This is a genomic window from Actinomyces sp. Marseille-QA0893 (genome assembly GCF_976954355.1).
Map to the genome: position 1 here is coordinate 84546 of NZ_CDRJSY010000004.1, position 24961 is coordinate 109506.

Annotated in this window: 21 protein-coding genes and 1 tRNA gene; 3 read left to right on the plus strand and 19 right to left on the minus strand. The window is 55.9% G+C overall.

The window, feature by feature from the left end; genetic code table 11:
- Positions 1-20: 20 nt before the first annotated feature.
- On the plus strand, positions 21-1580 hold the full coding sequence (locus ACWNMW_RS05970) for a UDP-N-acetylmuramoyl-L-alanyl-D-glutamate--2,6-diaminopimelate ligase (protein WP_449490354.1): 1560 nt from the start codon (positions 21-23) through the stop codon (positions 1578-1580).
- Between the two features lie 26 nt (positions 1581-1606).
- Entirely contained in the window at positions 1607-3088 is a 1482-nt protein-coding gene (gene der / locus ACWNMW_RS05975; protein ID WP_034503336.1) for a ribosome biogenesis GTPase Der, read from the plus strand.
- A gap of 81 nt (positions 3089-3169) precedes the next feature.
- Here the strand turns inward: der and ACWNMW_RS05980 are convergent, their stop codons facing one another.
- The 10 genes from ACWNMW_RS05980 to xerD form a co-directional block, all read right to left on the minus strand.
- Positions 3170-3610 (minus strand): hypothetical protein, encoded by a 441-nt coding sequence (locus tag ACWNMW_RS05980; protein ID WP_072455764.1) that lies wholly within the window; start codon positions 3608-3610, stop codon positions 3170-3172.
- A 30-nt stretch (positions 3611-3640) separates the two neighbouring features.
- Complete coding sequence (locus tag ACWNMW_RS05985) at positions 3641-6436, minus strand: N-acetylmuramoyl-L-alanine amidase (RefSeq protein ID WP_449490355.1); 2796 nt, start codon at positions 6434-6436, stop codon at positions 3641-3643.
- 463 nt (positions 6437-6899) lie between these two features.
- Positions 6900-6973 (minus strand) — tRNA-Pro (locus tag ACWNMW_RS05990).
- An 81-nt stretch (positions 6974-7054) separates the two neighbouring features.
- On the minus strand, positions 7055-7777 hold the full coding sequence (gene cmk, locus ACWNMW_RS05995) for a (d)CMP kinase (RefSeq protein WP_449490356.1): 723 nt from the start codon (positions 7775-7777) through the stop codon (positions 7055-7057).
- Positions 7777-8910 carry a prephenate dehydrogenase gene (locus ACWNMW_RS06000; RefSeq protein WP_449490357.1) on the minus strand — a complete coding sequence of 378 codons (1134 nt, stop codon included), beginning with the start codon at positions 8908-8910 and terminating at the stop codon, positions 7777-7779. Before ACWNMW_RS06000 ends, cmk begins: the two co-directional genes overlap by 1 nt.
- An 8-nt stretch (positions 8911-8918) precedes the next feature.
- Positions 8919-9668 carry a pseudouridine synthase gene (locus ACWNMW_RS06005; protein WP_295894996.1) on the minus strand — a complete coding sequence of 250 codons (750 nt, stop codon included), beginning with the start codon at positions 9666-9668 and terminating at the stop codon, positions 8919-8921.
- Positions 9665-10246: an SMC-Scp complex subunit ScpB gene (gene scpB / locus ACWNMW_RS06010; protein ID WP_034503356.1), complete on the minus strand. Its 582-nt coding sequence runs from the start codon at positions 10244-10246 to the stop codon at positions 9665-9667. Before scpB ends, ACWNMW_RS06005 begins: the two co-directional genes overlap by 4 nt.
- On the minus strand, positions 10243-11037 hold the full coding sequence (locus tag ACWNMW_RS06015; RefSeq protein WP_448750995.1) for a segregation and condensation protein A: 795 nt from the start codon (positions 11035-11037) through the stop codon (positions 10243-10245). The genes scpB and ACWNMW_RS06015 overlap by 4 nt, the downstream gene beginning before the upstream one ends.
- Complete coding sequence (locus ACWNMW_RS06020; protein ID WP_072457713.1) at positions 11021-11887, minus strand: ParA family protein; 867 nt, start codon at positions 11885-11887, stop codon at positions 11021-11023. The genes ACWNMW_RS06015 and ACWNMW_RS06020 overlap by 17 nt, the downstream gene beginning before the upstream one ends.
- Positions 11888-11943: 56 nt before the next feature.
- Entirely contained in the window at positions 11944-12918 is a 975-nt protein-coding gene (xerD, locus tag ACWNMW_RS06025) for a site-specific tyrosine recombinase XerD (protein WP_449490358.1), read from the minus strand.
- Between the two features lie 114 nt (positions 12919-13032).
- Between xerD and tkt the strand changes: the two genes are divergently transcribed.
- Positions 13033-15114, plus strand: a complete 2082-nt coding sequence (tkt, locus tag ACWNMW_RS06030) for a transketolase (protein WP_449490359.1) — start codon at positions 13033-13035, stop codon at positions 15112-15114.
- Positions 15115-15123: 9 nt separating this feature from the next.
- Here tkt and ACWNMW_RS06035 read toward each other — a convergent pair whose 3' ends face one another.
- The 9 genes from ACWNMW_RS06035 to uvrC all read right to left on the minus strand — a co-directional run bounded on the left by ACWNMW_RS06035 (position 15124) and on the right by uvrC (position 24910).
- Complete coding sequence (locus ACWNMW_RS06035) at positions 15124-16155, minus strand: YdcF family protein (protein ID WP_449490360.1); 1032 nt, start codon at positions 16153-16155, stop codon at positions 15124-15126.
- Between the two features lie 68 nt (positions 16156-16223).
- Positions 16224-16469: a preprotein translocase subunit SecG gene (gene secG / locus ACWNMW_RS06040; RefSeq protein ID WP_034503376.1), complete on the minus strand. Its 246-nt coding sequence runs from the start codon at positions 16467-16469 to the stop codon at positions 16224-16226.
- A gap of 117 nt (positions 16470-16586) precedes the next feature.
- A complete protein-coding gene (gene tpiA / locus ACWNMW_RS06045) occupies positions 16587-17366 on the minus strand; it encodes a triose-phosphate isomerase (protein ID WP_449490361.1) in 780 nt (259 codons plus the stop codon).
- Positions 17367-17369: 3 nt separating this feature from the next.
- On the minus strand, positions 17370-18563 hold the full coding sequence (locus ACWNMW_RS06050; RefSeq protein ID WP_449490362.1) for a phosphoglycerate kinase: 1194 nt from the start codon (positions 18561-18563) through the stop codon (positions 17370-17372).
- Between the two features lie 110 nt (positions 18564-18673).
- Positions 18674-19681, minus strand: a complete 1008-nt coding sequence (gap, locus tag ACWNMW_RS06055) for a type I glyceraldehyde-3-phosphate dehydrogenase (RefSeq protein ID WP_019126003.1) — start codon at positions 19679-19681, stop codon at positions 18674-18676.
- A 184-nt stretch (positions 19682-19865) separates the two neighbouring features.
- Positions 19866-20849: a DNA-binding protein WhiA gene (gene whiA, locus ACWNMW_RS06060; protein ID WP_034503389.1), complete on the minus strand. Its 984-nt coding sequence runs from the start codon at positions 20847-20849 to the stop codon at positions 19866-19868.
- Between the two features lie 38 nt (positions 20850-20887).
- Positions 20888-21892: a gluconeogenesis factor YvcK family protein gene (locus ACWNMW_RS06065; protein WP_295894289.1), complete on the minus strand. Its 1005-nt coding sequence runs from the start codon at positions 21890-21892 to the stop codon at positions 20888-20890.
- A gap of 3 nt (positions 21893-21895) precedes the next feature.
- On the minus strand, positions 21896-22852 hold the full coding sequence (rapZ, locus tag ACWNMW_RS06070) for an RNase adapter RapZ (protein WP_034503394.1): 957 nt from the start codon (positions 22850-22852) through the stop codon (positions 21896-21898).
- A 48-nt stretch (positions 22853-22900) separates the two neighbouring features.
- A complete protein-coding gene (gene uvrC, locus ACWNMW_RS06075; RefSeq protein WP_314213071.1) occupies positions 22901-24910 on the minus strand; it encodes an excinuclease ABC subunit UvrC in 2010 nt (669 codons plus the stop codon).
- Positions 24911-24961 lie beyond the last annotated feature (51 nt).

Sequence of the window (24961 nt, forward strand, 5' to 3'; positions counted from 1 at the left end):
AAGAAGTTAGGCTAAACGGTATGACACAAGCCAATGAAATTCGTCCTAATAACCCCGCCATGCCTCTTACCCAGGCACTCGAAGGCGTTGAAGACGTGGATTGGACCTTGTGCCCCGATCCCGAGCTCCCTGTTAATGGCGTAAGCGTTTCTTCCACCGATATGGAAGAGGGCTGGATTTTTATTGCAATTCCGGGCCTCGTCCAGCACGGAATTCGTTTCCTTCATTCGGCGCTCAGCTCCGGTGCCTGCGCTGTCGTTACCGATCCTGAGGGGGCTTCGCGGGCCCGCGCGGAGTATCCAAGTCTTCCGATCGTCGTTGTTCCCGACCCACGCCAGGCAAGTGCCCTCATCGCTGCGAATGTCTATCGCCACCCGGCCTCGTCACTCAAAACTGCTGCGGTCACTGGAACGAATGGCAAAACGACGACTACCTATCTTCTGCGCTCCATTCTTCGAGGCGGCTTTAGGGATCCTGCGCTGTGTGGAACAGTTGAGATCCGGGTAGGAGATCTCCTGATCAATTCCGAGAAGACCACGTCTGAGGCTCCCGAAATCGAAAGAATCCTCGCCCTAGCCCGGCAAAAAGACTGCGGGGCCGCAATTGTCGAGGTTTCCGCTCATGCGCTCAGCCTGAATCGTATCGACAACATCGTCTTCGACGTTGCAGCTTTCACAAATCTTCAGCACGATCATCTGGATTACTACGGCGACATGGAATCCTACTTCGCTGCCAAGAAGAGCCTATTCACTCCTGTGCACTCCAAGCAGGGCGTTGTCTGCGTGGACGATGAGTGGGGCCAGCGCCTCGCACGAGAGAGCGAAGTCACCGTGACGACAGTTGCAGTTTTTTCTGACCACGAGGCCGATTGGAAGGTTCGCAAGGTTACTTTCGATCGCGGCATCCCCGCCGTCACCTTTGACCTTGAAACGCCTCAATCGCATGTGCGTACCATTCGCATGCCGATGCTCGGCGAAGTCAACGTTCAAAACGCCGTCGTGGCTTTGGTCAGTGCAGTCCAGATGGGCACCGATTTTGATGCTGCTGTTCAGGCGCTCGAGAATGCGGAGCAGGTCCCCGGACGCATGACTTCCGTCAACCCGGATCCGGGTAATCAACCGCTCGTCATTGTCGACTTCGCCCATACTCCTGAAGGTCTTGAGTGGACTCTCAAGTCAGTTCGCGAACTCACTCGCGGCAAGCTCGTCCTGGTCTTTGGAACCGATGGTGACCGTGACGCGACGAAGAGAGAACCCCTGGCAGCAATCGCTGCGCAGCTTGCTGACGTCTTGTGGGTGACCGACGAGAACCCACGATCGGAAGATGCTTCTTCTATTCGTCGCCAGCTTCTTTCCGGAATTCGCTCGGTCCGCCCCGATCTTAAGAACGTCATCGAAGTTCCGACCTGCCGCCGCGACGCCGTTCGCGAAGCTATTCTTGCTGCCCAGGCCGGAGATATCGTTGTGATATCGGGTAAGGGCGCTGAATGGTACCAAGAGATCCGTGGAATTAAACATGCCTACAATGACGTTCCTGTCGCACAGGAAGTGCTCGCGCAAGACATTCGCGCGCGCCTCTAAGGCATTGCAACCGATAGGATAAGTCTGTGAGTGAAGAGCACATCGACATCCAAGACCCCTACGACGAAACTCAGGGGGAGCTTCGTGCACGCGCGATGCGTGAATCCCTTGATCAATTTGACCTCGATGAAGAAGACCTCGCCCTATTAAACGAGGAATTCGACTACGGTGACGAGGTCGAAGACGAGTTTGGCCTCCCGGTTCTTGCTGTCATTGGTCGGCCAAACGTCGGTAAGTCGACACTGGTCAATCGTATTATTGGAAGGCGCGAGGCCGTCGTCCAAGATACTCCCGGAGTAACTCGCGACCGCGTCTCTTATCCCGCCGAGTGGGCGGGTCGCCGTTTCACACTTGTTGACACCGGCGGCTGGGAAATCGATGTAAAAGGTATCGATCGTTCCGTTGCCCAGCAGGCAGAAGTCGCGGTTGATTGCGCTGACGCAGTCCTCTTCGTTGTCGACGCGACGGTCGGAATGACTGACACAGATGAGCGTATCGTTTCAATGCTTCGACGCAGCGGCAAGCCGGTCGTATTGGCCGCGAACAAGGTCGACTCAGCTATGCAGGAAGCCGAGGCAGCTTATCTGTGGTCCCTTGGCATGGGAGAGCCTTACGCAATCTCTGCCCTACACGGGCGAGGAACCGGTGACCTGCTCGATGCAGTCATGGCTGTTCTTCCTACCGAGTCCGCTGTCGCTTCAGCTCTTCCTGAAGGCGGTCCCCGTCGCGTTGCGCTCATCGGACGCCCGAATGTCGGTAAATCATCATTACTCAATGCCTTGGCTGGCGCTGAACGCGTTGTTGTGAATGAACTGGCAGGAACGACTCGCGACCCCGTTGACGAACTCATTGAGCTCGACGGTGAGAAATGGTGGTTTGTTGACACCGCTGGCATCCGTCGCAAGATGCATCGAACGACCGGCGCTGACTACTATGCATCGATCCGTACCCAGGCAGCTTTGGAGAAGGCAGAGCTTGCGTTGATTCTTTTCGATGCTTCAGAGCCGCTGACGGAGCAAGACATTCGAGTCGTGCAGCAGGCAGTTGATGCTGGCCGTGCGGTCGTTATCGTCAATAACAAGTGGGACTTGGTCGATGAAGAGCGTCAAGCCCAACTGAAGGCCGAGTTAGAACGCGAGCTTGTGCAAGTCGCTTGGGCCCCGCGCATTAACCTTTCAGCAAAGACAACGTGGCACATCAACCGCCTCACGCGCGCCATGGATACGGCTCTCGAGAGCTGGGAAACACGCATTCCAACTGGTCGCTTGAATGCCTTCCTCGGCGAACTGGTTGCAGCGCATCCGCACCCTCTTCGCGGCGGGAAGCAGCCTCGCATCCTCTTCGCGACTCAGGTATCAAACATGCCTCCACGTTTCGTCATCTTTACGACTGGATTCTTAGATCCCGGATATCGCCGATTCATCGAACGTCGTCTGAGAGAAGACTTTGGCTTCGAAGGATCGCCGATTCAGATCTCGGTACGTGTGCGCGAGCGTCGTCGTCGTTAGTCTGACGGACATGAGTAGTGGTGTGGCCTCCCATCGGGGAGGCCACACCACTAGTATTAACGGCGCTCAAACCATCAGTGCTCAGTCATCAGTTTCTTTCGAAAGCTCGATTTTATACCGGAAGATTGTGCTCAAGTACGTTCCCGTGCGCCGATTGAGAGATGCTGTCGCATCGATGAGGGGCGTCATCGATCCAGCCCTTCGCGAATTCAGATCTTTCAGAATAGGCATCGCATAGTATGCGTTCTTCTTGTTCTCCAGATCCATGAACCACTTGCCACCGAGATGATGACGATAGGTCTCGCCGATGTACACAGTGAGTAGATCGTGCATCCGCGGATCGTTAATGAGGTCTTGAGGCGATGAGTAATGCGCAAGCATCCACTCTTCAAGGGCATCAATAGACTCAACTGAGAAGTCAAGATTCAGACCGTTTTCCTTTGCGAATGTATCGGTCATGTAGTCCAGCTTGTCAGAAATGAAGAAAATCCATTCCTGAAAGTCTTCTTGCGTGTACGCCATCATTGCCTCATCTACGCCGCCGGGGCAGAATTATGAGGCGATTCTACCGCCCTCAAAGTATTGAACTCTACTACCTCCGGACCAGAATTCATCACTGGTGGGATAGCCGTAGCCTCCGCGTTCGTATCCACTGCGACCGTAGGCCTCGAAGATGCGTCCTCGTACAAAGTGCGAACCGGTAGTAGGTGACCAGTAGGCGGTTCCCTTGTCGAAGAGTTGAAATACTCCTTTACCGGAGTTTGTCTCAGCACTCCTTGTAACGCCCAATACTTTCGCGCCTCCGAGGTCTCGGTAGGCGTTTGCAATGCCGGTGCCGTAACGCAAGACGTAAGTTCCTGAATCCGAAGACCAGGTAATTACTCCACCTTCGAATTCTTGCGCGCGTCCGGATCCCGCGGAGTATTCATCGCTCAGCGGGTAGCCAAGGAACCCTCGCTCGTATCCGGATGCACCATAGGCACCAAAGATTCCATTACGCACGAAGTGCGTTCCTCCCTCGGCGGTCCAATACGCAGTTCCATACTCGAACACCTGGAAGACGCCTTTCCCGGAAGGCGTTTCAGCCGTAGTTGGCAGGCCAACGACTTGTGCCCCTCCGAGGTCTCGGTAGGCGTTTGCAATCCCGGTGCCGTAGCGCAGAACGTACGTACCGGAGTTCGAGGTGCTGATCACTCCAGCTTCGAATTCTTGCGCGCGCCCCGAGGCAACTGCGTATTCATCGCTGGTGGGGTATCCCAAACTTCCGCGTTCATACCCAGTCGAACCGTACTTGTCGAAAATACGACCGCGCACGAAATGCGTGCCGTTCTCTGCCTTCCAGTAGGCGGTCCCCTTCTCGAAGACTTGGAAAACACCGCTACCAGAACGAGTCTCATTGGACGTCGCAGCACCCAGTACCTTCGCGCCACCTAATTCTCTAAAAGCATTAGCAATGCCAGTGCCATAGCGAAGCGTATGGCTACCGGAATTTTGGGTCCACGTGATTGTTCCACCTTGGAATTCTTGCGCGCGTCCAGAGCCCGCAGAGTATTCGTTGCTTGTTGGGAACTTTAAGACGCCTCGCTCATAGCGCTGGTTACCGTATTCGACGAAAATCTTCCCGCCAACAAAGTGCGCATCGGTCTGCGCAGTCCAGTACGCGGTCCCGCGATCGAAGAGTTGGTAGACACCAGGAGCACTTGCTTCCTCATTTGATTCGGGATTGCCCATGAGCGACTTGTTGTCATTCCATAGTCCCCAGATCGCGCCCTTCACGGTGTAGGAATCCGGACGACTATTCGCCGAGGCCGAGGCCGATCGGGAATCCTGCGCACCATTCTGCGCGATCTGACGAATTGTTGGAAGCTTCGAGTATCCGGCATCTCCCGGGCAACTCGTCGGGTAAGTGTCTCGGTGGCCGGAGATACGGGCAAGATTGATGTAGGTGCCGGCCCGATATTTAGGGTTGGATCCCTTGGGCCTAAAGCCTGCAGATTCGGACATATTTGTCACTCCTGCACGCCTGAGCTGCCACCCTGCAAGAGCACCGACAGTATTAAGGGTTGCCTGAGACGGCGCCTCGGATTGATAGGTTCCCATCATCGAGATCCCCATCGTCCCGGAGTTAAAGCCCTGATCGTGGGCACCAGCGACCATCTTGCCGGCCGGTGAGGAGAGTGTCCCCTTTCGTCCCTCGAAGGCGCGTCCCCACTTATCGACGAGGAAGTTATACCCGATGTCTCCCCAATCCAAGGTGACCGCATGATAGTGATAGATTCCGCGAACAATCGATGCTGATTGGTCCATTGTGTAGTTGTTCGTCCCCGCGGTGTGGTGAACAACAACATGACTTGCCGTGAAGTACTCCGGATCCCAGTCAAGGTAGGACTCATCTGCTCCCCAACCGCTCCTGCTGGTTACAGCGACCGGCAGGCCATTGGGCTGAACAGTTGCGGGGAAAGCGCGAGCAAGTTTCGTTCCGTTAAGCCCACGAGCCTGACCGGAACCTACGCCGGAGATGATCACGCCAGAGCGTGCATTATCACTCTCGACTGCCTCTTGATCGACATCGGTGTTCTGGGCAGAAAAATCTGCCTCTTCCCCTTCGCCACTTTGAGCAGCGGGAGAAGACTCGATCTGAGAGGCAAAGCTCGGCGAGTTCTCTTGAACGGAGTCTTGGTTGAGATCGGTATTCGCGGCCGGGACCGAGTCAAGATCATTCTCGCTCAAAACGGTTTCGCCTTGAGGATTTTCGGGAACCATTGCGACTTCGAGGTCCGAAGGAAGGTCAGATTCCTTTCCAGTGACGCGAACCTGAATCGCGTCGGCACCGGCGGTCACAAAGGGATCAGTTCCTCCGCGAACATTATGTCCGTCAACGCGGTCTTTACCTGCGCCACCATCGCCATCAGTGAGGTACCACTGGCTCCATTCGCCCCGCTCGCGTACGCGGATGTAAATCTGGGTGCCTGAGGCAAGGCTGTCTTTCCCACTCCATGACAAACCTGTGACCAAAAATGGATCAACGCTCAAGGGCTGCGTCAAAATCGCGGCATCTTGGCTTGGATCGAAGCTGCTTGTCCCCTGGCCTTGCAAAGTTGCGCGAGAAATCCGCGTTAGCGCGTGTCCACTTCCGATGTTGACCGTCTCGAGGCCGGCTTGCGCAAGCTGCGTGGGTTCGCCTTGCGCGCGGGTCAAAATGATCTTTTGGACCGGACGTTCCTGCCCAGACGAGGCCGCGGCCTGACTTGCCGCTTGCGCGCTACTTTGGGGGGCTGCAGTAGCTGCCGCTTGTGGAACTACCAAGCTTGCGAAGGCAATGCCCGCCGCAAGAGAAACTAATCGCATCGAAAAACTCCGTCAGTGATGATGGTTTGTCACTTTCGTAACACTATACACATCTGTCACATAAACAACAGTAATTAGTGGAAGGCCTCACACGATGCGAGCAGGAATTTATGTGGAAATCAGATTCTCGTCATTCGCATCGCTCCTGCAGACCCGAGCAGGAGTAAGCCGAGGAGAAGATAGGGCAGAATTCCCCTTCCACCGGTATAGGGCAAGTGGCCCACTTCAAGATCAAACACCTGAATAGCGGGGTGTTGTGTAGTAAGACCATCACAAGACGAAATGAGCGTGACTGTCTTAGCTCGCTGCGCGCCTGGGGCGAGAAGCTTCGTCAGCGCGCCGGTCGTAGGTGCAGGATCGGCATCGTCGGCCGCTGCAATATCCCTAGCGCGCGAAGGTAGAGCACATGAGAAGTAAACCCCATAAACAAAAATCAGGACCGATGACTCGGTCCTGATCACTGTCGGGCTGGCGGGATTTGAACCCACGACCCCTTGACCCCCAGTCAAGTGCGCTACCAAACTGCGCCACAGCCCGTTTTAATCACCTGTATTTTGGCGACTCGGATAGTCTAGCCCAACTCGCCTCAAAAACTCCAATCGAGTACAGCGACCCCCGTCACATTCGCGAGTGAGCCACGCCAGAATCGGCTGGGAGTAAGGCAAGAACAGCTTCCAAAACTCCCTCGATATCAAGCTCTGAGGTATCGACTAATTCGATTCCGGGACCGGGAGTGAGAAACTCACTGACCGTTGAATCAGATGCGTCGCGGTCCACAATCTGCGCGCGTACCTTGGCCAAGCTTTCAGCGCTGTCATCACCAAAAAGTTCGCGCGCACGCCGTTTCATCCGGGCCAGTGGCGACGCCACAAGCAGAACTCGTAGATCAGCCTCGGGATAGACCACCGTCGTAATATCCCGCCCCTCAGCAACCATGCCCGAGCCGTCGGCGCTAGCCTCGGCCATACGCTTACGTTGCTGCTCGGCCATCCACGCGCGTACAAGAAGAATAACCGCAATCTTGGGTACGGCCTCGGCAATTCTAGGGGTGCGGATCAGCGAGGTCACTTCCCTCTCACCCACGTAGAAGTGAGGATTCACGGGGTTTGAATCAGCGCTCAAATGCAGACTTGGCAAGAGTCCAGCAACCGCCTCGTGATCATCAAGATCAACTCCAGTCTCCAGGGCCACCAGCGTGAGGGAACGATACATTGCGCCCGTATCCAAATAGCCAATCCCGAGGCGCTCGGCAAGAAGCTTGGCGATCGTCGACTTCCCTGAACCTGCAGGACCGTCAATCGCGATCGTTAAGCCGTGGCGACGAGGTGTACTTTCCATCATCAGTCTCCGCTTCCTGTATTCCAGCCTCGTTCTTCAAGCTGTTTCACCGTTGAAGCAAGGATTGATGGGTCAAGACTGATCCTTGCGACACCCATCTGAGCTCCAGCGGAGTGCTCCAAAGAAAGGTCTTCGATATTGACGCCAATCTCGCCGAGTTCTGTGAACAATCGACCAAGTGAACCAGCGGTATCGGGGACAAAAACGTCAAGCACCGCATAACGGGTTGGAGCGCCACCGTGCTTGCCGGGAATCCGCGCAACTCCCCTGTTCCCCAGGTCCATGACCCGATGAACTGCGCCGACGCTCCCCCCTTCGAGGGGACCCCGCTGGGCAGCCGCATCGAGATGTTCAATGAGGTCATCAAGATCCCCGCGAATTTCACGAAGAACCTCAACGACAGGCCCGGCATTTCCGGCCAAAATTGCCGTCCAGAGTCGAGGATCAGAAGCCGCAATGCGCGTCGTATCACGAAGTCCCTGGCCAGACAGCGAAAGCGCAGACAGCGGCGCATCAACCAAACGGGCGGCGAGCATCGAGGAAACAAGCTGGGGAACGTGTGAGATTAAGGCGACCGACTGGTCATGAGTACGAGCATCCATCTCGATCGGGAAAGCTCCAAGATCAACGGCAAGCGAGCGGATCTCCATGACAGCGTCGGGAGTTGAGTAACGATTAGGAACAATCACCCACGGACGCCCGTAGAACAGGTCAGCATCAGCCGCCCCAGCCCCGCTTCTTTCCCGCCCCGCCATCGGATGGGAACCCACATACCGACTGGGAATATCCGCACCGCGCCGCTTGGCCTCGTCAAAAACTCCGTCGCAGACAGCGGACTTCACAGAGGCAACATCGGTAACCACTGCCTGCGGATAGCGAAGCAAGGCATCAACAACGCAGACATCGGCGACATCAGGGGGCGTCGATACAATGACGAGGCGTGGAGAACACGGATCGTCTTGGGCGATCAAAGTACCCGCACCCAGGTCTTGCGCAAGCCTTCCAGCAGTTGGTGAAGCATCCCGAAGGTATACCTCAACTCCCCCACTGCGAAGCGCCAAGGCTATCGATGTACCGAGTAAACCGGTTCCGATAATGAGAACGGGACCGTTCGTCGCTAGAGTGTGCTCCGACACGGCGCTTCTCACAGACCGACGACATCGTAGAGAGCCGCCAACTGCGGGCCCTTCACTCGACGCATCGTCCCCGGTTGGAGGTGATCCAGACGGATCGGTCCGAACTTCGTACGAACCAGTTCGCGAACCGGGTAACCCACCTCGTCCATCAAACGGCGAACCAGACGATTGCGACCTTCATGGACGACAATCTCAACCGTCGTAATGTCGCCGTAGGTTTCCATCGTTCGGAAGGAATCCACTGCAATCGGACCGTCTTCGAGTTCAATACCTTCCATGAGGCGACGACGAACGCCCGGTTTCACCTCTCCATGAACCCTGGCGACATAGGTCTTCGGGATCTCGTAGGAGGGATGAGTCAAGCGGTTCGCGAGCTCACCATCATTGGTGAGAAGCAGAAGTCCTGAAGTATCAATGTCCAAACGGCCGACATGGTAGAGACGTTCCGGGTAGTCGACCAACAGATCGGCAAGAGTTGGCCGCCCCTCAGGATCGGACATCGTCGAAACCATTCCGACAGGCTTGTTGACAGCCATGACAATCGGCCGATTCTCTTCAAGAATGATGCGCTTGCCGTCAACGTGAATCGCTTGGGTTGTGGGATCGACACGCATACCTTGGCCGCGCACGACTTTACCGTCAACTTGCACGCGCCCCTGGGCAATCATTTCCTCAGCAGCACGCCGAGAGGCAACCCCCGCACGTGAGAGGACCTTTTGCAGGCGAATGCCGTCTTCGCTATAGGATTCGTTTCTCACAGTGTCTCCTCAAGTTCGTCCAGCTCATCTGATGCTGGAAGGTAGGGTGCTAATGGGGCCAATTCGTCAAGGGAATTCATCCCCATCCGTTCAAGAAAAACAGCGGTTGTCGCATACAAGCGAGCTCCCGAAGAAGACTGACCAACTTCTTCGACAAGTTCGCGTGCCAGTAAAGTCCGAACAACTGCGTCAACGTTGACGCCACGGATCTGCGAAATGCGCGCCCGTGAGATCGGTTGACGATATGCGATGACTGCAAGCGTCTCTAGTGCTGCTTGAGACAGTTTAGATTGTCCAGTCCCAACAATAAACTGCGACACCAGCGACTCCCAGCGTGCAGAAGAATAGATACGCCATCCACCGCCGAAACGTCGGAGTTCGAAGCCATGGTCACGGCCCCCCTGCGCGCCCGAGTATTCGGCAGCAAGCATGTGGAGAACACTCTCCATATCCTCGGGGGAAAGGTTCAAAACCCTCCCCAATTCTTCGGAGGTGACAGGTTGATCGACGACCATCAAAATTGCTTCCACGGGAGCAAAAAGCAGCTGCGCTTCTTGTGGGCTAATCGCCTCACTCATGCGTCTTCCTCCCATTCGTCGACCTGAGGGTCGATTCCATTCCACACGATCTGAAGCGGTGCCAAAGCTCTTTCCTGTTCAAATTCAATCGCCCGGCGCCGATACAACTCTAAGATAGCCAAGAATCGGGAAACAACCACGGCGGTATCGCGAGCGTCCTCAATCAGCTGAGCGAAAGTCGCTCTCCCATGAGCAGTTAAGAAGGCCACCACATTGCGAGCCTCGCGGGCTACCGGCACCTGCGCCTCGTGAAGGTGAGTAACTTCCACGCTGGGGGGCTGAGCGCTCAGCACCTCAGCGAAACAACGCGCAAGATCCTCCGGAGTTGTTTCGAAGCGCAACTGCGGCAAGAGACGTGCAAAACGAGCTTCGAGCGGGACGCTTCGGGCAATGAGGCCCATGTGGGTGTCCAATCGCTCAGCAAGCGCAGCCGACGCGAGCTTGAACGCACGATATTGCAAGAGCTTGGAGAAGAGAAGATCTCGCGCCTCTAAATCCTCTGCGCTTATTGATGATTCCTCGTCGTAATCGGGAAGCAAACGCGCGGCTTTCATATCAAGGAGAGTTGCCGCGACGACAAGGAATTCAGTCGTCCGCGACAAGTCCGGAAAAGCCTGCATGTGCGCAATAAACTCATCCGTCACTTCAGCCAAAGCGACTTGCGTAATATCAAGTTTCTTGCGTGAAATAAGCTGGAGAAGAAGGTCGAAAGGACCTTCAAAGACCCCAAGTGACACCTGAAACTCGTCAAGTGCCGCTTGGGTGAGTGTGCTGTCAGGCGACGTCTCCACGGGCGATAATCTCTCTGGCAAGACGTCGGTATGCTCGCGCACCCGGGTGGTTTGGTGCGTAGGTCGTAATCGGAACCGTTGCAACAGAAGCATCAGGGAACTTCACGGTACGCGCAATCCGCGTGGTGAAGACCAAGTCTCCGAAGGCCTCGTCCAGTCGTTCAAGAACTTCGCGCGAATGTAAGGTTCGCGTATCCACCATTGTCGCGAGGATCCCATCGATCTTTAGGCGAGGATTAATCCGGTCACGGACAGTCTCGATCGTCTCGACAAGAAGTGCAACGCCACGCAGCGCGAAGAACTCAGCTTCCATGGGAACAATGACGCCGTGCGCTGCCGTCAGCGCGTTGACGGTAAGCAATCCCAGAGAGGGCTGGCAATCGACCAGAATGACGTCGTAATCATCGACAACCGCACGCAAAACGCGCGAGAGCGCCGATTCTCGAGCAACCTCATTGACGAGTTGTACTTCGGCAGCGGACAGATCGATGTTCGCCGGGACAATATCCAAGCCAGGAACCGAAGTATGGCACAGAGCCTGATGAATATCTTCCTTCGGATTCATCAGGAGGTTGTAGATGGTGTGCTCCATATCCAGGGTGTTAATACCCAGTCCAACTGAGGCGGCACCCTGAGGATCAAAATCAACGATGAGTACGCGACGGCCATACTCGGCAAGGGAGGCCGCAAGATTAATGGTGGTCGTCGTCTTTCCGACCCCACCCTTTTGGTTACACATCGCGATAATGCGCGCGGGTCCATGTCCCGTCAAAGGAGCCGGGATCGGGAAATCCTGTTCTTCGTCGGCAGGTAGGTCCCCGGTAAGCGTTGGCTGAGATGGATTCGTCACGCCTACTATCCTAGTGCATCATCAAAGCCATGCGCGTCCCCTACCCGCGGGCAGTCTCAATTCTTTCCTTCTTCCGTGGCCGCATGAACGATCGACGCAGGATCGACGTTTGCGCGTGGATGCGCCGAGCGATACATCTCCTTCAAAGTTGCAATTGTTACCTTGGTATAGATCTGGGTCGTTGACACCGAGGAATGCCCCAGCAGCTCTTGGACATCACGTACATTTGCGCCGCCTTCCAAAAGATGGGTGGCAAATGAGTGACGCAGGGTATGCGGTGATACAGCAAGCTCAAGATTGGCTCGCGTTGCCGCACGCTGAATAATCTCCCAGGCGGACTGACGTGACAGTGCCCCTCCCCTGTTATTGAGAAACACATTGGGGCAGCCTCTTCCTTTCGATGCATAAAGAGGGCGAGCACGTACCAAATAGGCCTCGAGTGCTTGCTGTGCCATCGAGCCAAGCGGGACTAGACGTTCTTTACGTCCCTTGCCGAAAAGACGAACGATTGGGAGTTCTTCATCCAGATCGAGGTCGTCGATTGCCAGCGAAACCGCTTCACTCACCCGAGCTCCGGTCGCATACAGCGTTTCTAAGAGCGCCCGGTCGCGTAAGGAACGCGCATCATCGCCGGTGCCCGCAGCTTCAAGCAGAGCCTCAACCTGCTCGATCGTCAAAGCCTTAGGCAAGTGTTCTCCAACTTGAGGGAGTCGCACCTGGGCACTGGGGTCATGGGAAGCAATGCCTTCACGAAGGATGTATTTATGGAAAGAACGGATTGCGGCTAGAGCACGTGCCACTGACGAAGGCGCTGCCTTCCTCCCGCCAGTTCCACTACTCAAATGAGCGAGATAGTCTTCGACTGCCCGCTCAGTAATTGCGTCATAGGTAGCGTGGCCTCGTTGAAGCTGGTATTCCAAATAGCGTTCAACATCTCGGCGGTAATTCGACACGGTATGCGTTGATGCGCCTTTTTCAACGCTCAGAAACGCGAGCCATTCATCGCGATCCCTCTCAAAGGTACTTGCCACGCGCCCATTGTATGGATTGCTTCGATGCTCGCCAGGTATTTCCAAGTTACGCGTGCCGAACCGCTACACTTGGCCTGTACAGGGAGGTCACGTCAATTACCAGGAGGTTACACCGTGCCCGCGTTATGGAATGAGCTCGATAGCCGCGCCGTTTCCACCGCCAAGATTCTCGCCGCAGACGCCGTAGAACGAGTAGGAAATGGACACCCAGGAGCGGCTATTTCACTCGCTCCCGCAGCCTATGCCCTTTACCACCGCCATATGCATCTTGATCCTCACGACCCGCAGTGGCTGGGTCGTGACCGTTTTATTTTGTCTTCAGGGCATTCATCTCTCACGCAGTATCTTCAGCTTTACCTCGCAGGGATGGGGGTTGAGCTTGAGGACCTTCAAGCTCTACGCACAGAGGGTGCTCTCACCCCCGGCCACCCCGAGTACGGCCACACTCCAGGCGTCGAATTGACCACCGGCCCGCTGGGAACTGGTATTGCTTCTGCTGTCGGTTTTGCAATGGCAGAACGTTTCACCCACGGGCTGCTCGATCCTTCAACACCATACGGCGAGTCCGTTTTCGATCACAAGGTCTACGTCATCGCTGGTGATGGCTGCCTCCAAGAAGGTGTTTCAGCTGAGGCCTCTTCGCTTGCAGGTACGCAAAAGCTAGGCAACCTCATTGTTTTGTGGGATGACAACCGTATCTCGATTGAAGGCGACACTGATATTGCCTTCAGCGAGGATGTTTTGGCGCGCTACTCGGCCTATGGCTGGCACGTTCAGCGCGTCAATTGGCTCAGCGAGGATGGTTCCTACACCGAAGACGTTACGGCTCTCGATGCTGCTTTGGAAGCGGCTCGCGCGAATACCGAGCAGCCTTCGATTATCGCGCTTCGTACCGTAATCGGCTGGCCCACTCCCGAGAAGATGAACACCGGCGGAATCCATGGCGCCAAGCTGGGGACCGACGCCCTTCGAGGGCTTAAAGAAGCCTTGGGCGCTAACCCCGATGCAAGCTTCGATGTTGACGAAGAAGCTGTCGCCTACGCTCGCAGTCAATTTGCCGCTCGCGCGAAGCTGCTGCGCGAGGAGTGGGACCAACGTTTCGCTCAGTGGCAAGAACAGAACCCGGAAAAGGCTGCGCTACTTGCCCGTCTTCGTCAGGGTGAAATGCCAAGCGATTGGGAATCTTCATTCCCAACCTTCCCTGAAGGACAGGCACTGGCAACCCGATCGGCCTCGGGAAAGGTGCTGAACGCGATTGCACCAACGCTTCCCGAACTGTGGGGCGGATCTGCGGATTTGGCCGGGTCAAATAATACTTTCCTCAACGGATTGACATCTTTCCTCCCCGAAGGAACCTACTCGCGTTCATTCGAAGCCGATCCCTTCGGTCGTAACCTCCACTTCGGAATTCGCGAGTTCGCCATGGCGTGCGCGATGAACGGTATCGCCGCAGATGGCTTGACCCGTGTCTACGGTGGAACTTTCTTCGTCTTCTCCGACTTCATGCGTGGCGCGGTGCGTCTTGCAGCTCTCATGGATCTTCCAGTCACCTACGTGTGGACGCATGATTCAATTGGCGTTGGAGAGGATGGTCCGACCCACCAGCCCATCGAGCACCTGGCTGCCTATCGCGCAATTCCGAATCTCGCAGTCGTTCGTCCTGCAGACGCTGCCGAAACTGCCGAGGCCTGGAAGGCTACCCTCCTTCAGCGCCACCCGGTTGGCCTCGTTCTGAGCCGTCAGAACCTGCCGAACCCTGCTCGCGGGGAGGGAACAGAACTTGCAGGTGCCGAAGGCCTGCGCCGCGGAGCCTACGTGCTTGCAGACTGCGAGGGAACTCCCGATATCCTTCTCTTGGCTTCGGGTTCTGAAGTCGCACCTACTCTGCAAGCCTGCGCGATCCTCGCCGAAGAAGGACTTCGCGTCCGCGTGATCTCGGTGCCCTGCATGGAGTGGTTCGAGGCCCAGGACGAGGATTACCGCGAATCGGTGCTCCCTTGCGCGGTCCGTGCGCGCGTCGCCGTCGAGGCTGGAATTGCAATGCCGTGGTACCGATGGGTTGGCGACTGTGGCCGAATCGTTTCGCTCGAGCACTTCGGCGAGTCAACGGAAGGCAGTCGTCTCTTCGAGAAGTACGGCTTTACCCCTGAAAATATCGCAGCAAAAGCTCGCGAGAGTTTTGCTGCAGCTCACTGAGGGCATGGCCTACTGACTGGGCAGGAAAACCCGCAGTAGCTGACCAAAATACGGCGCAAGGACACTGGTTGCCCACACGATCGTCAGGATCACATAGGGCATCCAGTGTTCTTTCGTTATCGCGATAAACTCGCGAATAAAGGCCGTCGGAAAATAGTATGAGGCGGTTCTCGAACCAACACCGTCTCCTTTGAGACCGACATGCGAAGCATAGAGTGCCGTGCGAAAGACGTGATAGTCCGAGGTGACAAAAGCACAGCGGTAGGGTGTCGCTTGACGCGCATCCAGAAGTTTCTTGGCAAAAACGAGGTTCTCCATCGTTGTCGTTGATTGATCTTCTGGAAGAATTGCCTCCCGAGGAACCCCTAGGCGGAGCATGTAACGACTCATCGCCTCGGCTTCTGAAATAACCTCGTCACTCCCCTGCCCGCCAGAAGGAACCAAGATGGCGGAGCATCCCTGAGCACTCCAAAGTTCGAGTGCTTTATCAATTCGACCCCGCAGAAGGGGCGTCGGCTCTTCACCCTTCAAACCAGCACCGTGAATGATGATGTAATCGAAGCGTCGCTTCCGTGGAAGTTTGCGATAGAACCAGGAATACACAAGTAGCGCAACAAAACTGAAGAAGAACCACAAACCGAGCACCAAGAGCAAAGCTGAAAGAGAAACGACGACCCTTGAGTGGCTTATTCCAATACCCACTGGAATTCCGATAATCCAGGCGACAATTGCCAACGCAAGAAGCGCGGGAAGAACGTTTGGAAGAGAAAAGCCCTCTCGCCGAATGACAATCCACGCATTAACAAGCAAGAACCCCACGGTAATGATGGGTGCAAATGGGATTGCAATTCCCAAAAGAAGGACTATCCCGATGTCATTGGTGTAGATCGCACACGCACCGAGTGCGAAGACCAGCATCAACAAGAAGAAAATCGCATTCTTGAACTGTCGCGGCTCTTTCCGATAGGACCACATAAAAAGAATGCCCCAAAATATGGCAGGCGAAAAGACCAGTAAGGCACTCATTAATCCGCTCAGCATAAGCTCATGCTATCGCAGGGTAAAAAAATGCTGCATCCGCAGGCGGATGCAGCACGATGAAGAACGTCTTAGGCAGCGAACTTCGTCAACACACCGAAACCGACGATTGAAACCGCCCAAATCAGAAGAATAGCCAAAGTGATCCGATTGAGGTTACGCTCTGCAACGCCAGAAGATCCTGCGGAAGAAGAAATACCGCCGCCAAACATATCCGACAGGCCGCCGCCCTTTCCCTTATGCATAAGAATCGTCAGGGTGAGCAGGATGCTGGTCAGCGTAATGATGACGATCAATGTAATTTTCAGAGCTGCCACGTTCTTCTTCCGATTCTTTCAGATACTTCAACGCTGAGTAGTCTAGCGAATAACCAAAGGATAAAGCCAGCGGTGCGCCGAAGTGTTGCTTCTTCGGCGCACCGCTGGATTAATGGATCACAGTTCCTGGAAGCGTGCCATAGCTGCGAAGGAATCTGCCTTCAGCGAAGCTCCACCGACAAGTGCACCATCAACATCAGGCTGGCTCATGAGCTCCTTAATGTTTCCGGGCTTTGCGGAACCGCCGTACAGAACTCGGGTCGAGTCAGCAGTCGCATCACCGTAGTCTGCGCGGAGAGCCTCACGGATGGCCCCGCACACTTCCTGCGCGTCATCGGCGGTTGCGGTTTCGCCGGTGCCAATTGCCCAGATGGGTTCGTAGGCGATGACGATCTTCGCAACGTCTTCCCCGCTCCAGCCTTCGAGGGCAGCGCGAACTTGACCGAGGACGAACTCGACGTGAGTTCCAGCCTTACGGACATCAAGAGCCTCGCCGCAGCACAGGATCGGAGTCATGCCAGCATCAAAAGCCTTGCGTGCCTTCTGTCCGACCAACTGATCGGATTCGTTGTGGTACTCACGACGTTCTGAGTGTCCGACAACAACGTAAGAGCAACCCAGCTTGGTCAGCATCTCAGAGGAGATTTCACCGGTGAATGCACCATTGTCATGGACAGAAATATCCTGTGCGCCGTACTTGATCTGAAGCTCGTCAGCGTCAACGACGGTCTGAACGGTGCGAAGATCAGTGAAGGGAGGGATCACTAGGACTTCGCAGCGCGAGTAATCGAAGTTGTGATCCGAGAGTTCCATTGCCAGACCCTGGACAAGGTGATTGGCCTCGAGGTGATCGAGGTTCATCTTCCAGTTGCCGGCCATCAAAGGGGTACGTGTCATTGTTCAGTCCTCCAAAACTGCGATACCGGGGAGAACCTTGCCTTCAAGAAGTTCAAGGGAAGCTCCACCACCGGTAGAAATGTGAGAGAAAGTGGATTCGTCGAAACCAAGGTTACGAACAGCAGATGCCGAGTCACCGCCACCGATGACGGTGAAGGCGCTGCCTTCGCTCATAGCGCGCGCAACTGCCTTCGTTCCTTCAGCAAAAGCCGGGAACTCGAAGACGCCCATGGGGCCGTTCCACACAACGGTCTTTGCAGACGCGATCGCATCTGCAAAGAGTTCGCGGCTCTTCGGGCCGATATCGAGGCCCATCTGATCAGCCGGGATTGCGTCAGCGTCAACCACAGTTGCGGGAGCGTCGGCGGCGAACTCCGGAGCAACGACAGTGTCAACGGGGAGCAAAAGCTCGACGCCGTTCTTCGCAGCGGTCTCCATGTAACCCTGCACCGTAGGAATCTGATCCGCTTCGAGAAGAGACTTACCGACCTCATAGCCCTTTGCAGCCAAGAAGGTGTAAGCCATACCGCCACCGATGATCAGCTTGTCAGCCTTGGACAGCAGGTTCGCAATAACTCCGAGCTTGTCGGAAACCTTCGAGCCACCGAGGACCACAACATAGGGACGCTCGGGATCGTTGACGGCCTTGCCCAAGGACTCAATTTCCTTGACAACAAGAAGACCAGCAGCGCTGGGAAGAAGCTTGGCAACATCGTAAACGGAAGCCTGCTTGCGGTGAACAACACCGAAACCATCCGAAACAAAAGCATCTGCGAGCGATGCAAGCTGAGCAGCGAAAGCTTCACGCTCAGCGTCATCCTTCGAGGTTTCTGCTGCGTTGAAACGTACGTTCTCCAGCAGAACAATTTCGCCGGGTTGAGCGGCAGCGACAGCTGCACGCGCACCTTCGCCAACAGTATCGGGGGCAAGGGTAACCTTCACGCCGGTGAGTTCTTGGAGTCGGCGAGCAACCGGTGCCAATGAGAAAGCGGGGTTGACCTGTCCCTTAGGACGGCCAAGGTGAGCTGCGATTACGACCTTTGCGCCACCATCGAGAAGCAGCTTAATGGTAGGAAGCGCGGCACGAATACGGCCATCGTCGGTGATGTTCTGGTCGCCGTCGAGGGGGACATTGAAATCCGAGCGAAGCAGAACGCTCTTTCCGGAAAGGTCACCCAGGGTATCGATCGTCCTCATGGAATTCTCCTCATATCGTAAAGAATTGAACTGGTGAGTAGTGAACTGGGCCCGTATACGTTTGCACGTACACGGGCCCAGAACTTAGTACATCACGCTCAGCGCGCCTATCAGGCGAGCTTGGAGCCGACCAGCGAGGTCAGGCGAACGAGAGCGTTCGAGTAGCCCCACTCGTTGTCGTACCAGGAGAGAACCTTAACCAGGTTGCCGATAACCTTGGTCTCGGTTGCATCGAAGATCGAGGTGTGGGGGTTGCCCACGATGTCGGTCGAAACGATCGGATCTTCGGTGTACTCGAGAACGCCCTTGAGTTCGCCCTCGGCAGCGGCCTTGACGGCAGCCTGAATAGCCTCAACCGAGACCTCCTTGGTAGCAACGAAGGTCAGGTCGGTCAGAGAACCGGTCGGGGTGGGAACGCGGACTGCGAGTCCGTCGAACTTGCCCTTGAGCTCGGGCAGAACCAGAGCAACAGCCTGAGCCGCACCGGTCTTGGTGGGGATCATGTTGAGGGCTGCTGCACGTGCACGACGCAGATCCGAGTGGGGAGCGTCGAGGACACGCTGGTCGCCGGTGTAGGAGTGGATGGTGGTCATGATGCCGCGCTCGATACCGAAGTTCTCGTGGAGAACCTTGGCCAGAGGAGCAAGGCAGTTGGTGGTGCACGAAGCGTTGGAGATGATGTTCATGGTGGCGGGATCGTAATCGCCATCGTTCACACCCATAACGAAGGTGCCGTCAACGTTCTTTGCAGGCGCCGAAATGACAACCTTCTTTGCGCCGGCTGCGATGTGTGCAGCTGCCTTCTCACCATCGGTGAAGAAACCGGTGGATTCGACGACAACCTCAACACCGAGCTCGCCCCAAGGCAGGTCGGCAGGATCGCGCTGTGCGAGAACCTTGATGTGCTTTCCGTCAACGATGATGCCCTCATCGTCGTAGGAAACCTCACCATTGAAGCGACCCATGATCGAGTCGTACTTCAGCAGGTGTGCCAGAGTCTTATTGTCGGTCAGATCGTTAACTGCAACGACCTCGAGATCTGCGCCCTGCTCAATTGCAGCGCGGAAGAAGTTACGGCCGATGCGGCCAAAGCCGTTAATGCCAACGCGGGTGGTCACTGTTGTCCTCCTGCTTGTGCCCCCTGCGGGACACACTTTCTGTATCAACCATGAAGATGCGGTTTGCATCTATGGCCCGCAGTGCTCTGCGGTTCCAGTACTTCTAATCTACACCCTCACCGCAACAGATGAGGGTGAACTAAGTCCTTAGAGAGCTGGCCCACATTATGCTGAAAGAGAGATCTCAGTCACCGTCGAGCATGTCAAGAGTGAGCGCAGACTCGGTATCCGGAATCCCGCGATCATGCGCTACCTTGTCTGCCATCGCCAGAAGCCTGCGGATGCGTCCTGCAACTGCATCCTTCGTCAAAGGCGGATCAGTGTGCTTTCCAAGTTCCTCAAGCGAGGCCTGCTTAAATTTAATGCGCAGTTCACCCGCTTCGCGCAAGTGCTCGGGGACATCATCGCCAAGGATCGCGAAAGCCCGCTCCACTCGTGCACCGGCAGCGACCGCAGCACGCGCACTGCGCCGAAGGTTGGCGTCGTCAAAATTCGCAAGACGATTAGCTGAGCCCCGCGCTTCACGGCGCTCGCGCCTCTGTTCCCATGAGCGATGAGTTGCCGGGGCTCCAAGCGCCCGAATCAGCGCACTGATTGCTTCAGAGTCACGAGCTGTCACTCGATCCGAACCGCGCACTTCTTTGGAGCGAACGACCGCACCAAGCTTGCGCGCCAGTCCAACCATCGCCAAGGCAACCTCTGGTCCCGGACACGTAATTTCCAAAGATGATGAACGTCCCGGTTCCAGAAGTGAGCCACGCGCGAGGAAAGCTCCACGCCAGACCGCTGCGGCCTCGTCCTTGCCTGCTGCAACAAGCGCCGCCGGCAGCCCGCGGACCGGCCGTCCCGCAGCATCAACGAGGCCACTGAGACGTGCGAGTTCATCCGCCCGATGCACGACCCGAACCACGTAGCGCTTGCCCCGGCGCAGTGACGAACCCGAAACCACAACAACGAAGGACTCGACGTTGTACAGAGTCGAGAGGAAAGCGCGAAGACGGCGGACCGCAACGGAAGAATCAAGTTCGGCCTCGATGAGGATGCGGCCACCCACTAGGTGAAGACCACCCGAAAAACGAAGAATCGCGCAGACCTCGGCCGCCATCGCGGACTGCGAAGTAACCGCGCTGCGGGCAAGCTCATCCTTCATATCCGATGTGAGGGACACCTTTACTCCTTTAGGGAAAGTACATGCACTGTGAGAAATCAGGGAAGCCAGGTCTCGCTACGACCAACTTCACCAAGGAAACCATCAAAAGCATCTCGTAAGGCTGCGGCCAGCCGAAGAGGATCATGGTGAGGCTCGCCGTCGCCCGTGCGCACCTGACGAAGGAGGACTCGCGCACCCAAAGCATCAGCGGCCTCGGCAAGGTCATCAATATCATCAGTCGTCGTCGGATCAGCAATGACGACATCGAGCTTGAAACTCGGCGCATACCGGGCAATAACGCGAACATGGTCAGCCGTGGTCATCGTGTCTGTTTCCCCGCGTTGACGCGAGAGATTCAAAATGAGCGCACGATGGGCTTCGGTGGTGACCAGCGAGCGGTGAAGTTCAGGAACCAACAGATGCGGAATCACCGAGGTGTACCACGAACCTGGTCCTAGAACAACCCAGTCGGCCTCAGAGATGGCTTCAGTGACAGCTGCAGGAACGCGCGGCTTCTCCGGGGTCAAACGAACCGCTTCAACCGTCCCGGGGGCAATCGCAACTTTCGATTGTCCCTTCACCGTGTAGTGCCGGCCGTTGTCATCCATATCAGCTTCAATGCTCAGTGGATCGACAGACATCGGAAGCACGCGCCCCTGAGCGCCTAAGAGGCGACCAACAAAATCGAGTCCTTCTACCGGGTCATCAAGAAGCTGCCACAACCCGGCAATGACGATATTGCCAACTGCATGTCCATCCATTGGCCCGCTGGTCTTCAAGCGCATCTGGAAAACATCGCGCCACGTCAGCCCCCACTCTGTTTCTTCACACAGTGAGGCAAGCGCCATGCGCAAGTCGCCAGGTGGGAGAATCGGCATTTCTGAGCGCAGACGTCCAGAAGAACCGCCATCGTCTGCAACGGTGACAACAGCGGTGAGCTGACGCGTGATGTGTCGAAGGGCGCGAAGAGTTGCGGACAATCCGTGTCCGCCACCCAGAGCGACGACGCGATTATTCGAATCGCCGCGCTGCATCCACCCAGCAGCATCAACGTAGGTCATCGACTATTCCTTTCCCATATCGCGGTGCGTGACGCGAACACTAAATCCATGTTCACGCAGCCGGCGGGCAATGAGCTCTGCGCTCGCCACTGAACGGTGCTTCCCGCCCGTGCACCCAACTGCGATCGTCGTGTACCGCTTGAGCTCACCAATATACCCCCTGAGCATGGGAGCGAGGAGATCTGCGTAGCCCAGAACAAAGTCACGAGCACCGGGTTGTGAAAGCACATAGTCAGCGACGGGTTGGTCTTTTCCTGTCAGATGGCGCAGCTCATCAACCCAATAAGGGTTCTTTAAGAAACGAACGTCCAGAACATGATCTGCATCCAGGGGAAGTCCATGCTTAAACCCAAAGGATTCAACCGTAATTCGAAGTGGAACATCACCGGCATCGGCGATCACATCACGAATATGTCGCGTCAGATCGTGAACAGACATCCCCGAGGTATCAATAACGACATCTGCCGCACGCCGAACCGGAGCAAGTGCGCGGGCCTCGGCGTGAATTCCTTCGAGAAGAGTGCCGTCTCCTTGAAGCGGGTGGGGGCGTCGATTCGATTCATAACGCCGAACCAACGTGTCCGTCGACGCTTCAAGGAAGAACACCCGATAGGTCACTCCAAGCTCGCGCAGCTGTTCAAGGGAACGAGCGAAGTCAGCAAAAAACTCTCGGGAACGTACATCAACAACGACGGCTAGACGGTGCACTCCCCCGCCGTCTGGGGACATCATTCCCACGAGGGCAGGAAGCATAGCCGGTGGAAGATTATCGACAACGTACCAGTCAAGATCTTCAAGAGCTCGAGCGGCACCGGTTCGTCCTGCACCTGAACAGCCGGTGATGATCACGACTTCGTTTGAACCCGGATCGGGAACCTCTGGGGCAATCTCATCAAGCAACGGAATCCCTCCAGGAACAGTGTCCTCAGTGGGAACGGGGGGCATAGGGATATCGCTCATAGTCCTATGGTGCCATTTGTTGACGATTGTTACCGAAGTTTCGCCACTTTAGTCAGTTTTCTGCTCAGGGTTCAACGCATCGAAAATAGTCTGCGCAAGGGTATCTCCAATCCCAGGCACTTCGGCGATGGCCCCGACAGTGGCCTCGCGGATCTTCTTAACCGAACCAAAGCAGCGCAGGAGCGCCTTCTGTCGGGAGGGGCCAACGCCCGGGATCTCGTCAAGAACCGAACGCTGCTGGGTCTTTGCGCGACGTTTCCTATGAGCAGTAATTGCAAAACGATGGGATTCATCGCGCACATATTGGAGCATGTACAAGGCAGCCGAGGTCCTGGGGAAAATGACCGGGAAATCTTCTCCTGGAATCCAGACTTCTTCCAATCGTTTGGCCAAGCCAATCAGCGGAATATCGATTCCCATTGCGTCGAGTGCACTGCGTGCAGCATTCACTTGAGGAAGACCGCCATCGACGACCACAAGATCTGGCCGATAGGAAAAACGCCGTGGTCTCCCGCTAGCATCGACCGGACCGGACTCGAAAGCAATACCCTCATCATCTTCGCCATCTTCACCGTTTTCCTCGGCCAGGAGACGACGGAAACGTCTCCGCAATACTTCATCCATTGCCGAGGTGTCGTCCGGCGTCCCATTTCCGTCATCACCATGGATGTTGAAGTGCCGATAGGCATCTTTACGCGGGGTGCCGTCTTCAAAGACGACCATCGATCCGACCTGCTGCTGACCTTGAGTATGCGAAATGTCGTAACACTCGATTCGAAGAGGTGCAGCTGGAAGGTCAAGGTATTGCGCCAATTCATCCATTGCTTGGCCTCGTTGAGCAAGATCGCCCGAACGGCGAGTCTTGTGAAGCACCAGAGCCTGCTTCGCATTCTCCTTCACAGTCTCCATCAGCTGAGCTTTGTTACCCCTTTGGGGGACATGAATATCGACGATGCCGCCACGCTTGCCCGCAAGCCACTGAGCCAGTGTCTCTCGATCATCTGGCATGACGCTGACAAGAATTTCTCGGGGAACCGCACGCGTAGGAGTGTGGACAACATCATCGACAGAGACTGCTTGGGCCTGCTCAATGGCGCGCGCTCCCGTTCCAGAGTCCTCCGGTATTTCGGAGTAAATCTGTTCGAAAAGCCGAGACATGAGCTCCGATTCATCAGCATCATCATCGCGCTCAATCACCCAGCCACGGGTACCGCGGATTCTTCCGCCGCGGACGTGGAAAACATGAACAGCTGCATCCAATTCATCGCTCACAAGAGCAAAAATATCCGCATCCGTTCCGTCGCCCAGAACCATGGTGTTCTTTTCGAGCACCGTTCGCAGCGCCTGTAAATCGTCGCGTTTTTCAGCCGCGGTTTCGAAATCAAGCTGAGCGCTTGCTTCACGCATCTCGGCCTCGATCTGGCGCAATACGGGAGTTGCTCGGCCTTCCATGAACTCGCACATTGCTTGGGCAAGAGCTCGATGTTCTTCTTGGGAGATACGCCCGACACAAGGGGCTGAGCACTTATCGATATAGCCCAATAGACACGGGCGCCCTTGCGCCTGCGCACGACGAAAGACCCCGGCTGAACAGGTTCGCAGCGGAAACACTCGCAAGAGGAGATCAATGGTCTCTCGAATCGCCCACACCTTTGTGTAGGGTCCAAAGTATCGACTGTCCTTCCGGCGCGCCTCGCGCGTGACCTGAACTCGGGGATACTTCTCCCCCATGCTGACCGCCAGATAGGGATAGGACTTGTCGTCCTTAAACATCACATTGAAGCGTGGATTGAATTCTTTAATCCACGTGAACTCTAGGGTGAGTGCTTCAATTTCGCTACGTACAACGGTCCATTGAACCGAGGCCGCAGTCGTGACCATTTTCTGGGTGCGGGGATGTAGATTGGCTAGATCCTGAAAATAGTTGGTCAAACGCGCACGAAGATTTTTGGCTTTCCCAACGTAGATCACTTGCCCCTGTTCGTCGCGAAAACGGTACACCCCGGGATCGGTCGGGATTTCCCCGGTTTTCGGACGATAGGTTGATGGATCAGCCATTCTTTTAGCCTAGCCGCGCCATGAACTTTGTGCGCACCCAGCAGGCCTATG

What these genes read in the sequence shown, in the direction of transcription:
- ACWNMW_RS05970 (WP_449490354.1), top strand. Translation starts at nt 21, where the DNA reads ATGACACAAGCCAATGAAATTCGTCCTAATAACCCCGCCATGCCTCTT.
- scpB (WP_034503356.1), bottom strand. Translation starts at nt 10,246, where the DNA reads ATGAGTGAGGCGATTAGCCCACAAGAAGCGCAGCTGCTTTTTGCTCCC.
- ACWNMW_RS05980 (WP_072455764.1), bottom strand. Translation starts at nt 3,610, where the DNA reads ATGGCGTACACGCAAGAAGACTTTCAGGAATGGATTTTCTTCATTTCT.
- ACWNMW_RS06035 (WP_449490360.1), bottom strand. Translation starts at nt 16,155, where the DNA reads ATGCTGAGCGGATTAATGAGTGCCTTACTGGTCTTTTCGCCTGCCATA.
- ACWNMW_RS06065 (WP_295894289.1), bottom strand. Translation starts at nt 21,892, where the DNA reads ATGACCTACGTTGATGCTGCTGGGTGGATGCAGCGCGGCGATTCGAAT.
- cmk (WP_449490356.1), bottom strand. Translation starts at nt 7,777, where the DNA reads ATGATGGAAAGTACACCTCGTCGCCACGGCTTAACGATCGCGATTGAC.
- ACWNMW_RS06050 (WP_449490362.1), bottom strand. Translation starts at nt 18,563, where the DNA reads ATGAGGACGATCGATACCCTGGGTGACCTTTCCGGAAAGAGCGTTCTG.
- ACWNMW_RS05985 (WP_449490355.1), bottom strand. Translation starts at nt 6,436, where the DNA reads ATGCGATTAGTTTCTCTTGCGGCGGGCATTGCCTTCGCAAGCTTGGTA.
- tpiA (WP_449490361.1), bottom strand. Translation starts at nt 17,366, where the DNA reads ATGACACGTACCCCTTTGATGGCCGGCAACTGGAAGATGAACCTCGAT.
- uvrC (WP_314213071.1), bottom strand. Translation starts at nt 24,910, where the DNA reads ATGGCTGATCCATCAACCTATCGTCCGAAAACCGGGGAAATCCCGACC.
- rapZ (WP_034503394.1), bottom strand. Translation starts at nt 22,852, where the DNA reads ATGAGCGATATCCCTATGCCCCCCGTTCCCACTGAGGACACTGTTCCT.